At 39.9% G+C, this 13,027-nt stretch carries 12 protein-coding genes; 7 read left to right on the top strand and 5 right to left on the bottom strand.

The window, feature by feature from the left end; genetic code table 11:
* The first annotated feature begins 75 nt into the window (after positions 1 to 75).
* Together PVK79_RS11930 and PVK79_RS11925 are read left to right on the top strand one after the other, a co-directional pair.
* On the top strand, positions 76 to 1,104 hold the full coding sequence (locus PVK79_RS11930) for a DUF3549 family protein (protein WP_145241667.1): 1,029 nt from the start codon (positions 76 to 78) through the stop codon (positions 1,102 to 1,104).
* Positions 1,105 to 1,404, top strand: a complete 300-nt coding sequence (locus tag PVK79_RS11925; protein WP_145241637.1) for a DUF3301 domain-containing protein — start codon at positions 1,105 to 1,107, stop codon at positions 1,402 to 1,404.
* A gap of 788 nt (positions 1,405 to 2,192) precedes the next feature.
* On the opposite strand, the gene PVK79_RS11920 is transcribed toward PVK79_RS11925, so the two are convergent.
* Positions 2,193 to 2,840, bottom strand: coding sequence for a GNAT family protein (locus PVK79_RS11920; RefSeq protein ID WP_145241634.1), 648 nt, complete (start codon positions 2,838 to 2,840; stop codon positions 2,193 to 2,195).
* Positions 2,841 to 2,993: 153 nt separating this feature from the next.
* Here PVK79_RS11920 and PVK79_RS11915 point away from each other — a divergent pair, with 153 nt between their 5' ends.
* From PVK79_RS11915 to PVK79_RS11905, 3 genes are all read left to right on the top strand, one after another.
* Positions 2,994 to 3,227, top strand: coding sequence for a DUF2789 domain-containing protein (locus PVK79_RS11915; RefSeq protein ID WP_145241632.1), 234 nt, complete (start codon positions 2,994 to 2,996; stop codon positions 3,225 to 3,227).
* 89 nt (positions 3,228 to 3,316) lie between these two features.
* Positions 3,317 to 3,580 (top strand): hypothetical protein, encoded by a 264-nt coding sequence (locus PVK79_RS11910; RefSeq protein ID WP_145241630.1) that lies wholly within the window; start codon positions 3,317 to 3,319, stop codon positions 3,578 to 3,580.
* A gap of 17 nt (positions 3,581 to 3,597) precedes the next feature.
* Positions 3,598 to 4,371: a Zn-ribbon-containing protein gene (locus PVK79_RS11905; RefSeq protein ID WP_182731912.1), complete on the top strand. Its 774-nt coding sequence runs from the start codon at positions 3,598 to 3,600 to the stop codon at positions 4,369 to 4,371.
* A gap of 40 nt (positions 4,372 to 4,411) precedes the next feature.
* Here the strand turns inward: PVK79_RS11905 and syd are convergent, their stop codons facing one another.
* Positions 4,412 to 4,951, bottom strand: a complete 540-nt coding sequence (gene syd / locus PVK79_RS11900; RefSeq protein ID WP_182731911.1) for a SecY-interacting protein — start codon at positions 4,949 to 4,951, stop codon at positions 4,412 to 4,414.
* A 59-nt stretch (positions 4,952 to 5,010) separates the two neighbouring features.
* On the opposite strand from syd, the gene queF reads away from it, so the two are divergent.
* Entirely contained in the window at positions 5,011 to 5,856 is an 846-nt protein-coding gene (queF, locus tag PVK79_RS11895) for an NADPH-dependent 7-cyano-7-deazaguanine reductase QueF (protein WP_257325676.1), read from the top strand.
* A gap of 54 nt (positions 5,857 to 5,910) precedes the next feature.
* Here the strand turns inward: queF and PVK79_RS11890 are convergent, their stop codons facing one another.
* From PVK79_RS11890 to PVK79_RS11880, 3 genes are all read right to left on the bottom strand, one after another.
* Positions 5,911 to 6,792, bottom strand: coding sequence for a peptidylprolyl isomerase (locus PVK79_RS11890; RefSeq protein ID WP_257325675.1), 882 nt, complete (start codon positions 6,790 to 6,792; stop codon positions 5,911 to 5,913).
* Between the two features lie 305 nt (positions 6,793 to 7,097).
* The gene (tamB, locus tag PVK79_RS11885) at positions 7,098 to 10,784 is read right to left on the bottom strand and encodes an autotransporter assembly complex protein TamB (protein WP_257325674.1); all 3,687 of its coding nucleotides are present in this window, start codon (positions 10,782 to 10,784) and stop codon (positions 7,098 to 7,100) included.
* A complete protein-coding gene (locus PVK79_RS11880; RefSeq protein ID WP_257326364.1) occupies positions 10,784 to 12,469 on the bottom strand; it encodes an autotransporter assembly complex protein TamA in 1,686 nt (561 codons plus the stop codon). The genes tamB and PVK79_RS11880 overlap by 1 nt, the downstream gene beginning before the upstream one ends.
* Before the next feature lie 203 nt (positions 12,470 to 12,672).
* On the opposite strand from PVK79_RS11880, the gene PVK79_RS11875 reads away from it, so the two are divergent.
* Positions 12,673 to 13,008, top strand: a complete 336-nt coding sequence (locus PVK79_RS11875) for a ribonuclease E inhibitor RraB (RefSeq protein WP_182731907.1) — start codon at positions 12,673 to 12,675, stop codon at positions 13,006 to 13,008.
* Positions 13,009 to 13,027 lie beyond the last annotated feature (19 nt).

Below are 13,027 nucleotides of genomic sequence, written 5' to 3'. Positions count from 1 at the left end.
TTATACCCTGTTCCCACATGGCCTGCTATGGCGTATAATTTAACGAATTTTGCAGTAAAAAATCAGTGGATCATTATGACCGAGCAGATCGCAACCTTAGGGCAATTACTTGATGGCGCAGGTACAAATTGGCGCGCTTTTGATATTGGCAGACATATTACCAAGCTAGATAAAAAGCAATTTTTAGCCATTGAGCAAGCACAGATCCCCTATCCTTTCCCGCTCGCAGGCCATGCATGGTTAGCTATTCAGTTTTGGGATAGCAAAGCCAGTAGCGAGCCCTACGTGTGGTTTTTAAAGTTTCCAGTTGATGAGCAAAGCAAACTGGTATGCGCCAGTCGCGATCACTTTGCCAATATGGTGATAGAAGCACTTGGCAATGATTTGACCGGCGAGCAAGCCGACGGGAAGCTTGATAATAACCCATATGTGTTTACACCTAACGCAAATAAACTAGCTGCATTTAATGCACAGTTAAAAGTGTTATTAAAACAACCTGCCTCACAATATTATGAGTACACCCAACTGTATTTTAGTGGCAAACTAGGGTTTGATAATTGGCAAAGTGTTGCAGTACAGGGGATTGCTGATTTTGCATTACGCTTAGATAGCGATAAAAATCTAGCGTCATTACAACAAGCCTGGGAGCAACTGCCAGCTGAAGTGTTACAACCGCTCAGCGCAATGCTTGAACACGTTGAAATACCGCCGGTATTTAGTCAACAGTTGTTAAGCTACGCCCAGCAAGCCATTGCGCAAAAAGATACCTTAGCACTGTGTTGTGCCCTACGTGCAATGTCAAAAGCACAAGCGCAAACACTTACGGTACAATTAGTGGATACTCTTTTAGATTCAGAAATCGCCACAGAATCGGATGTTTTACTGACCATTGCAGGACGTTGTTTTAACTTGCTCACTGATCCCGAGCGGTTACATATTTTTATGGACAATTGCGCCCACCATCAGCAAATTGAAGAGCTTTTCCCAAGTATTTTTGCTGACTTAGTTGCAATACCGAGTATTCGACCACACCTATTAGGTTTACTTCGCAAAGAAAATCGCAGCGAAACCCTCGCGCGAGCAATTGGAAGGTTATTCTCGTAAATGGCAAGTTTATGGACATTCATTATCATTGGTGGTGTGATTTATCTTTTTTGGCTTAATCGTAAAGTTGCTGAAGCTGCCAACGCACACGCAAAACGTCAAAGCGACCAGTTACAAGTGCAATTAATGAGTGTCGCCTGCACTAAACGCCGCTTTGGCCTTCTAAAAAGCGGCAAACCTGGTATCAAAAGCGAGTTTATTTTTGAATTTTCCAGTGATGGTGAAAGCGTTTATCAAGGGGTGTTATTTATGGAAAATGAAATGCTGAAAAGCGTTTTAGTGCCGCCGCATAAGATTTAGTAGTGAGTTAGTGAGTTAGTGAGTTAGTGAGTTAGTGAGTTAGCAAGTTTGCGAGTTAGAAAGTTAGCGAGTTTGCGAGTTTGCGAGTTAGTGAGTTAGAAAGTTAGAAAGTTAGAAAGTTAGAAAGTTAGAAAGTTATCAGCGCACACTGATATTTAATCATTTCACGTCAACTATAAAAAACTAAGGCGTAACATATAGTTACGCCCCAATCTGACTTCGTCCATAATAAGGCATCCATACCTACGCCGAAGCTACCATTTTTATCTATCCCCTGAACGGGTATATATCCAAATACACCCTCACATTGCATCTATGCAATATCCTACACATCCTAGTGTTATCCTCTTTGCCTACCTGGCCGTCCTGCGTTTCCAAACGCTCCTATTACTTCCTGTAATATAATCCTTTGGGCTATCCTTATCATTAGCTCCGCTAATGTACTGCATCCTCGCAGTGTCCTAACTCATCCTTGCATCCGTGTTAACTTGTCCATTTGCTTCCTGCTAAGCATCTTGCTTAATTGCCATAATCCGTTTCCTTGGCAGCAGCTCATTCATTGAGTCTGTGTCGTCTTGACAAAGTAAAGTTTAAAGCAAAGTGGACTCAGCGGTAGTCATAAATAATAATAATTTTCATGTAACAAATTTGCAAAAAAAATTTTTTTACTATAAAACAGTTTGTTACGATGAAATCAATCATGATCACAGCGATATAAAAGGCTTAAGCGCACGATAATGTAAGATATCTCTCACAGTGACATTTCCATTATGGCGCTTTATCTTAAATCAATGCTGTTGAGCTGATTTAAATAGCAGTTCACCTTGTACATTGTTAAAAGTCAGTTGTTGTAAGTGCACAAAACCTTCACTGGCAAAAAACGCGGTATGTTTATCTTGGGTTACAAATACAGCCATACCCGATGCAGCTGGATTACCGCTAACTAAATCATTCAAGCCACGAAGTAGATGACGGCCGAGGCCTTCACCATGAAAATGAGGATCAACTGCAATAAAGGCTAAAAAATAGTAGTTTCCTTGTGCTGCGAGCGCATTACGGATCGTTTGCTCTTTCTCAATTAATTGATTTGTTTGCAAATAGCCAGCACTAAGCATTAACTTTAAACGCCAGTGCCAATAGCGCTGTGCTTGCAGCTGACTTGATGATTCGAATACACACGCAACCGCTTTTAAACGATCATTTTTATATAAACCAATCAGCGGCTGTTTTTCTTGCCAAAAAGTACTGAGCTCTTCACGGATCAGAGCACGTAATTTTTTTTCATAAACGGCTTTATTCGCCTCACTATAATTGAGCATTGGTTGCAATAGCGGATCATCATGATAAGCTTGATAGATTAAGCTCGCAGCAATACTAATGTCTTCTGCAGCAATATATTGAACTCGAAATGTCTCATTTTCAGTCTCAACTGTCATAGCTAGTCCTTTTTATTATTTTGATTTTTTGTACATCAACAACTATAGGTATATTCCTATCTGCGTTAAAAGGCAAATTCAGCGGGTGTTAAACTCTAACAACCCATCATAAAGTTCTATAACTGTTTTACCGTTACCATCAAGGAGCATGACATGGATACCACTAAACACGATATCAATACATTATTCAAACAACTCGGCTTACCAAGTTCAGAGGCTGAGATTGACACTTTCATTGCTGCTCATTCATTACCCGCCACAACATTATTACAAGACGCCCCTTTTTGGGATCAAGCACAACAACATTTTATTGCTGAATCATTAGCAGAAGATGGTGATTGGAGTGAAGTGATTGACGAACTGGATGTACGTTTACGTCAGCAGTAAAAGTATTTGGCTACGGCCAACCACCTGTTATTATACCCGGCGCAGCACATGTTAGTGCTATGCCTTACTTTAAAGAGTTTAAAAATCGAATGAATGCTGTTGTTTTTGATGCAATTAAAGCCCTTCTTGATGAAGGCAAAATTCCTACTGTAGCTTTAACTAAAAGTAAACTGACACAACCTATTCCATTGCCTGTTATTATTGCTGCTGTCAGCCAATATAAAAATAACCCTGATTCTATCCATAATTTAGCAAAACAACCTCAGCAAAAAAGTGAGACTATAGATAACTCTAGTCAACTTGATCGCATCGAAGCAAAACTAGACCGCTTACTAGCACTACTTGAAAAATAATAAATTAGAGATCCATCATGTTTGTTGTTGATTTAACGTTTGATTGTTACCAAGACACGACCCTTGAAAATGCCGAACAAGCGATAAACCGCTTAGTTAATGCACTGCGCTTTAATGGGCAAATAATGGGAGAAGAATTCCCAACAGTATTAAAAGATGGCTACTTTGTAACGCGTGTTATGTGTCCCACTGATGATGCAATGCACCCGCTCAACAACAGTCCATTTGTAAAACACAGCATTGATAAATTACATAGCGCTGGATTGCTGGCACCAAAAGTAAAAGTGATCGGCCAAGATATTCACTCTAATGGTGCAGATGAGTGTCATGAGCCGTCCAGCTATATTTTATATACAACCTATGTGCATACATGTAGTCCGCTGTATTGCGGTGATGATTTTTTACCCGTTCCGTTGTTTAAAATACCCGCGATTGCCAATGGTGATTATAAAACTTTAATAAAATGGCAAGAAGACTGGCAAGCTTGCGACCAAATTCAAATTAATGGTGCAACACGTTGTGAATTTCCTGCATTAGATGAAATATCAAACATTGATAGCGATCTTTCTCGTCGCGGTAAAGATATTGCCAAACGTGTTAGCTTTTTAACTAAAAAGCCAGTTTATTATTATTTGTATCGGGTTGGTGGCAAAGACAAAGCATCTGAGCTTGAACGTAAATGCCCAGGCTGTAATAACGATTGGAAGTTACCTGAATCATGGTTTGGCTTATTTGATTTTAGGTGTGAACCATGTGGTTTAGTGTCTAATATATCGTGGGATTTTCAGTAATAAAAACAAAAGGGAACTGCAGTTCCCTTTTTTAGCATTGTTATATTTCAAGTGCTGCAATAAACTCTCCAAGATTAGCCGCTAAGGTATGATGCGGTTTCTTTCCGACATACTCCAAACATACTTCACCTGAAGAAATTAATACTGATACTAATAAATCGTCTTGATCCGTTAAGCCTATAAATACCGTTGGCTCTTGCTTAAGCTTACGCTTCATCAATACATGCCCGGTTATATTTTGTTGCAGTAAATCAAAGTCATCTTCATTCCAAGCTTGCAGTAACTCCACGCTATGTTGGTTTATTTTGGCAGTAATTGCTCCTGCGAAAAACGCGCCATAATACTCATTCAGTGCTTGTGGAAACTCAACCTCAAGGGCTGCTGCTAAATCAGTTAAAGAGCCTGTAGGACTGCGACGCGTCGCCTGCCATTGGATCATACCATTTGCATCCGCACTGCCAACCTCACAAGGGCTTGACCAATCACTGTCGTGCTCAATACATGGTAATGAATCTGTTTGCTCTAACTGGCGCTGGGCAAATCGTTGATGAAGTTGTTCTAATTCTGTAGCAATACTCATACTGTGAAACTCATAAGCTTTAGGTATAATGGCGCTATTGTAACTATAAAAGACGTAACATGACAGATTACAGCAATTCACCTGAACTAAAAGGCAGCGTACTTGGCCAATCAACCGAGTATGTAGATACCTACACACCGAGCTTATTGTTTCCGATCGCACGTAAACTTAACCGCGATGATTTAAATATTGATGAAAGTGCCTTACCCTTTAAGGGTCAAGATCTTTGGACTGGCTATGAGCTATCGTGGTTAAACGCAAAAGGTAAACCTGTGGTTGCCGTGGCCACCTTTGAATTTCCTTGTCAAAGTAGCCATATCATTGAATCAAAGTCTTTTAAGTTATATTTAAATAGCTTTAATCAAAGCCGTTTTGATTCAATTGATGACGTACAGGCTATTCTAACTGCGGATCTATCGACAGCAGTAGCAAAGCCCGTCAATGTTACTTTGTACAGCCCGAGTGATTATAACTGTTTACCCTGTACGCCGTTGCCTGGTGAGTGCATTGACGACTTAGACATTGAAATTGATAACTACCATTTAAATGCTAACTCTTTACAAGCGGTCGCGACAAATACAGTGACTGAAACACTGCACAGTCACTTATTAAAATCTAATTGCTTGATCACCTCACAACCTGACTGGGCGAGTATTATTATTCGCTATACCGGTGAGCAAGTATGTAAAGAGTCTTTATTGCGGTATTTGATTTCTTTTCGTACTCATAATGAGTTTCATGAGCAATGTGTTGAGCGTATTTATTGTGACTTAATCACGCAATTGAAGATTACCAAGCTTGAAGTTTATGCCCGTTACACCCGCCGTGGTGGCCTTGATATCAACCCATATCGATCCACTGATCACGATACAATACCATTTAACGTGAAAATAAACCGCCAATAATAGCCATTTCATTGTATAGAACCCCGAGCCCGCTCGGGGTTAATTTTCAACTCGCTAACTTTCTAGCTCACTAACTCTTTTAGTTGGTATTGACATACCGCATACATCAACATAATTAGGCGTTTCTATAAACCATGCTTCACTGCGATTTTGACGCGCTTTAATCAACATTTTAAAACTATTAGAATCTGTTTTTAGCACCTTAAATTGACTGCGGTCCTCTTTGCTTATATCAGCTAAAACTTGCAGATCCGTTATTGGATTAAATTTCTCTCCTGCTGTTTCTATGCGTGAGAGCAGATTAAAATGAGCCATGCCTTCTAGCACCCGGCCAAATACGGTAATATTTCTATCTAAGTAACGAGGTCCATGACCTAATGTGACATAAAACTCAGTGCCACCGCTGTTAATATCATTATCCCTTGCCATCGCAAATATACCGTTACAATGTACTTGCCAAGTTTGGGCTTGCGCTTCATTTTGTGCCACTGCAAAGCCATTTAAAAACCCCGTGATTGCAGCGTAACCATCTTCTCTATCCAGTTCGGTAATTTTAAGTGCCGTTTTAGTCGCTAAATAAAACTCAGCAGGTACTGCTTTACTTGCAGTGTTAATTACTTTTTTACCACTGGCATCACCGCCTTGGGCTACAAAACCTTCCACAAAACGGTAAACACTCAAACCTCTATAAAAGCCTTCACGAGCAAGTTTTTTTATATTCTGTGTGTGTTTTGGTGCAAGTAATGGATTAAGTTCAATATACGCCGCGCCCGAAGGTAGAGTAATTTTAATGATATTATCAGTGTCTACCATTCGCCATTCTGATGCGCTTACATTACTCATTACATCACTGACTGTTGGTTGTTCAAGCGTGTTTGCCACGCTTGTTTGACTCAAGATTAACGCAACCGCAGCTAAGCATGATTTTTTCAACATATCCCACAACTTTTTTATTATTAGTGGTGCTACATTATTGGGTTAAGGTTTTTTTATCAAGCCAAAATTGTTGTTGCTGAATCGGCGCACTGCGCGGCAATAAGGGATTGCGAAGCTGAATAATTAGACGATTTTTTAAATTAGCTTGCGCAATAGTGATAGCAGACTTACTTAATACCAGTGCGAGTAACTCAGCAGGATAAGGATGACCTTCGGCTTAGCTAACACTTAATTGCGTGTTAGCTAAGCCACTAAAAGAACAAAATAAATAAGCTAAAATATAGGCTCTCAATGCATCATGACCATTAATCTAAATCGAATTTATAAAGAATATCAACATTTTGATACAGGCCACTGGTGATTTCAATGTATAACTGCGACAGTAACTGATAGCGTACAGCCACTTCACTAAGGGAGTCAAAAATCCCCACACTGTATTTCACTTGAATGCCTGGCGCAACGTAACCCGAAATTTCAACTTTGGTTTCCTCGCCGCTACCCTTAGAGCTCAAACTCACATCAGATAAACCAAACGTTTCACCAACTTTAGAAACCATTCCTTCACTGCGGCTCACCCCTTGCGATAGCAACAACTGAGTTAACATCGCATCGGTTGAGCTATCACCTTCACCTAATGGTTGACCATTTAACAAGTAAGCGAGTGATTGTGCTTGATCCATTGCAGGCTCTGAAAACACTTTGAATACAGGCTGGTCGATATTGCCTGTTAAAGTGATCCCGGCAATAACATCATTAGCTGTATTGGCTGGATTACGGATCGCTTTAATATTTAAGTACGGCTTATCAATTGGGCCACTAAAACCAATTTGCCCGGTGCGAATTATCAAATCTTGACCAAATGAACGATATGTCCCTTGTCGTAAATTCAATTCACCGGTGGTGATCATTGGCGTTTGTTGATCCATTTTAATCGCTAAATCACCTTCAATTTTTGACTCCAAACCAAAAGATTTTATACGAACATCGTTTTCAACAATTAGCTTTAAGTTTATATCGTAATCAAAAGGCACAGCTTGCGTTTGCTTAGTCTGCTTATCAATAATAATCTCATCATCACTGACTCGCACAGCGCCTTCTGGTAACTCTTCGATTTCTATTCGACCATACGGGACAACCACTTGCCCTGCTAGTTTAAAAGCATTATCAACTAAACTTATTTTTAAGTCTGGGGAGATCTTAAAAATCACTCCTTGCTGCGCACGCACATAAAACTGCTCACCAAGTACCGCTAAGTTAACTGCAGGCTGAGTCCCTTGCCAATCAATATCACCGGTCAGTGCTAAGTCACCGCCTTCAGCATCTTTTAACTGACCCTCTAAGGTCGCTTTGGTTTTATCAAATGCGATACTAATATTTGAATCCACAATCGCGACTGGAAGTTGCTCGCCTTGTAAATTCACGTCGGAAATCTCAAGTTCACCATTTAACAATGGCGCACTGAGCGTGCCAGCTAACGCAATTTGCCCGCTAATACTGCCTCTTAATTGCTCTAGAGTACCCATAAAAGGCTGTAAATCGGTTAATAAAATCTTATCAATCATAAGTTGACCACGAAGCAATTGCTGACCAGTTAAATCTTCAGTATTGAGGTCAGCACTGATATCACCAATCACACTAGAGCTTAGACGAGCCTGCAATTGTGCATTTTGTTGATCCGCGGTGGCGTTAAGCGAAAATGTTTCTATTGGTAAACGATAGCGTTTATCTTCATTTATAAGCGTGGTCGCTAAATCATGTGAGCTAATTACTGCTGTTAAAGTTTGTAATTGAGTGTTTTGCCAATTCGCATTTAGTTGGCCGTTCAAGCCCCCTTCGGTAATAATATTTTCAGGTAATAAATGTTTTATTTCAGCTAGATCAAAATTATCCAGTTGCGCTTTAAACTGGCCTTGTTGGTTAGTTTGGCTAAGCTGCTCAACGCAAAGTTTGCTATTGTCACTTTGCCAGCAATGTTGCTGCACCGAAAAATCACCATTGTCGATGTTAAATTCAATTGCAACCGCCGGTTGTGCGCTAATGCGAATAACATTATCAGTAAGCATTACATCACTGACATGGCCTTGCCATAATTGATTAGTAAATTTACCAGCAACTTCAAATTGAGCTTCTCCGTCAGCGGCATCTAAATTAAATTGCAATTGATGATCAGCTTTATCGCCTGCTGCTGCAATAGTAAAACTGTTGATATGACGACCAGATACACTCGCATCTGTGAGCTTTAAACTCACATTGGTTTGCCAATCAGCGGCATAATTAAAGTCCGTTTTGAGCGCTAGATGTTCAATCGCAATATCAGCAAAGCTTAAATGACTGATGCCAACATCTAGATTGACTATCGGCTCCAACCGTTGCCCAGTTATAGCAAGCTTACCTTCACCCACACCGGTAAATTCGAGTTCATTTTGCTGCGCTTTATTTAAATGTAACAGCCCTTTAATATTCCACTGCTTAGTAATATCACCAGATAATGTAAGTTTATTTTCACCACTGGCAAGCTCAAACTTATCAATACTTGCATACAGTGAGTTATTTAAATCAAAGTCTGAGGCTAAGCTAAATGGTATATCGTTCAGCGTACCAGCTAGCTGAGTATTGGTCATTTTCAGCTGCCATTGCTGCTGCTCAGCACTGAAAACACCGTTAAATTGCCCTGAAAGATCACTTGTTAGCGCATCTGTTAGGTACTGGGCTTTCAAATGAGTTAATTGCCCTGAAAACTCACTATGGATACCTTCATCCCAACGCGCAGACGCTGTAATAGTGGCTTTACTCTCGTTCGCTAACAATGACAAGTCATCGACGTGGATCTGGGTTAGGCCACCTTTAAGAGAGGACTTTAACTGTACCTTAGGGTATGCCGCCAACTGACTTTGCGCTATTAGCTGTAACTTATAATCATCAGCATTACCTTTGCCAGTTAACTGCACATCACTAATCTCTAAAGCGTTGTTATCTACTTCAAGCTGCCACTGAGTAATATTTGCATTGACTGAAAAAGGAAAGTTTATCGTTTTTAAATCTGCGTTTATTTTTGCACTTAGCGGATATTGCCCTTGGGTGATTACATCTAGTTGCAAATCGTGTAAATCACCATCCACAGCCAAACTGAGCTGATGCTCTGGATTGTTAAGAGTTATTTTTGCCGTAACAGGCGTATCATCAACTAAGGTTGCTTTCAATTGGCTACTCAAATGCCATTGCAAATAATCAGCACTGAATGAAGGTAATATCAGTTGGCTTTTTGCAATTGAGAAAGCACCTTTAATATCTGTAATTTCATGACTTTGCTCACCTTGTACAATCGTTACTTTCGATACCAATAATTGCTCAAGTGTTGCTGCAAGCGGCGAGCTAAAATGGATGTCAGGTAACGCCGCAAGTGCAGTTAGTGGTTCGCTAGGAGGTGATTGAGTCTCTTTGAGCAGCACATCAACTTGAGCAATTGAGAGTGAGTTTAACGTCACAAGGGATTGCTCTGCCGAGGCTGACAGCGCAAATTTTGTCACTGTGACATCAGCGCTGGGATGAGCAAGCTTAAACGATGCAATTGCGATACGTTTAATCGAAATTGCTATCGGTAAACTGATCTCATCAGTACTACTGGCAACTGGCTGCTCTGGAACAGTCGCTTCATCATCAGCTAAATTTTGTGAAATATCGGGCAATATCAGTGCCATACTCTGCGCACTAATATTTTCGATGCAAATACCTTCACATCCCCACCAATATAGGTCGAGTTTTAGGTTTTTAGCATTAAAATCTAAGCCATCTTGTTGAAACTGCACATCAAATGAATCGTTATATAAAAAACGGCCATTGTTAATATCTATGTGTAAGCCATCGACTAGTTTATTTGCAGTATAGGCAATCAGCTGATTACCTGGTGCTGTAAATAATAAACAAAATACCAGCACGAATACCGAGGCGAGAAACACTGTGAGTACAGTGATGATTTTTTTCATTCTTGACATTAAATTTCAGGCCCTATGGTAATACTTAATCGTGTACTTTTACTTTCTTTAGTGAGTCCCCACGCGTGATCAATTCTCACAGGGCCTACTGGTGTTAAATAACGAATACCCAACCCAGCTCCCACTTCGACACGATCAGTAAAGTCATTGGTCGCTGTACCGCTGTCTACAAATAAGGCTGCTCGCCAACTCTCTGCAAATTGATAATTATATTCAACAGTACCTGTAATTAGATATTTACCACCAATCAAACGACCGGCTTCATCTTCAGGTGATATTGATTGATATGCAAAACCACGTACGCTTTGATCACCACCAGCATAAAAACGCAGTGAAAATGGTACGTTATCAATATCATCGACTAGCATTGCACCAATATTTGCTTTTAAAAAAATCAGATGTCGGTCAAGGTATGTTTGCAACCAAGCATTTTGTATCTGCATTCTGACGATATTTGTGGTTGAAAACATGTCCTTTAAGCCAAACTCTGCCGACAATAACCATTGATATCCTGATAATGGCGTTGTGCCTCCCTCTGTGACTTTTTTTGCGTAACTGAGCCCGGGCATTAACATTTTTGAGCTTTGCTCTGCATCACCAATTCGGTATGTTTCTCGATCGCGGCGTAAAAAGGCAGTACGAACCCAATTATCATCAGTCAACCATTGGCGTTGTAGTTGTCCAGTAAGGATTTTACTGTAAACGTCGTTAGTTAACTCATCTTCTAACTTGTAACCGACAGAAAAACGCCATAAATCATCATTTGGATCATCAACAGGAACTGTGTAACCAAGTGAAATATCTTGTTGGCGCTGCGACACATTTAAGTTGCTTTCAAGGTAGTGGCCATTTTCAGTGAGCCAAGGTTTGGACCATTTAAAACGCACTTTTGGACCAAGATCTGTACTGTAACCGCCACCTATTTCATAACTGTTGGCAGGTCGATGTAGTACGTCAACCCTAATAGGTACTTGCTTATTCGCACGATTAGCAATATCAGCGTAAACACGCACACTGGCAAAATAAGGTGTGGTTGAAAGTGCTAAGTTATACTCAGAAACCAAGGTTGCTTTATAAGCTTCACCTTGCTTAAATTTTGCAATTGAACGAATGTATTTCTCTGCTCGGGTTTCTTCACCTAAAACTAACTCACCAAATTGGTAGCGAATACCGGTGTCGATCGTTAAAATCACTTCAGCACTGTTATTCTTTAATGAAATTGCGAGTTGATGTGCTTGCCATTTAACATCAAAATATCCTAACTCAAGCAATTGTCCTTCAATTTTTTTACGCGCCGCGTCATAATTGCTGTGATTTAAAATATCTCCTTGCTTTAAATTAATACTATTGATGCTTTGCTTGAGAAGAGGGTCATCTTTACCATCACCTTGAACAGTGATACGTACATCTGCAATTCGTGTTACAGGTCCGCGCTCAATGGTAGCGACTAAGGTTTGTGTTTCATTATTATATTTTAACTTAATGGTCGGTTTATAATAACCGAGTGCTTTTAAGCTAATCGCCACTTGTTTTTTTGCATGACTTAACAAAGTGCTGGTTACTTTTTCACCATCTAGTTGTTTTAAGTACAGCGCAACGTTTTTTTCAAGATCGCCCTTTATACCATTAATTTCATAACTAGTTACCACTTGCGAAGCTGCAAATACATGAAATGAAAACAACAAAAATAAACCAACCGCAAAGCGAGTTAATATCCAACTAGGCAAGTAATTTCCTTACTTAAAAAAATTTACCGATAATGATTGAAATAGTACCATATTGAAGTGACTTCACGCAGTAACTCAAATGTGAAAATTAGTACGCTTATGTGCTTTATTTTGGTTACAATAGTCGATACTAATTTGAAATAATTTTATTGAGTTTTTAAATGCACTTTCCTGATGATGACAATGGCCAACTTTTAGCTGAAATCGCCGCTGCGGGTATAGATTTGGCGCAGATGCACAAAATTGATTTCTATATTTTATTTGAGCAAAAAGTAGATGCCGAAAAGTTTGCCACCGCGATAGCCGAAGATGAACTCTCCCCTGCCACCGAATTAGTGCAATGCACAGACACGGGTATTTGGGAAGTGGTAACTCAGGTCGAGATGGTGCCAGATCACACTTTACTTGGCCAAACAGAGCAATATTTAGAAAGTATTGCAAATGGCTATAACGGTTATGGTGATGGCTGGGGATTAATGGATGGCGACGACGCCTAAATCTAAAATCAGTTAAGCT

The sequence above is a fragment of the Pseudoalteromonas rhizosphaerae genome (assembly GCF_028885455.1).
In the GTDB taxonomy this organism is placed as follows: Bacteria; Pseudomonadota; Gammaproteobacteria; order Enterobacterales; family Alteromonadaceae; genus Pseudoalteromonas; species Pseudoalteromonas rhizosphaerae.
Note: the sequence above shows the minus strand (reverse complement) of the source record. Positions and strands in the feature narration are given on the sequence as shown.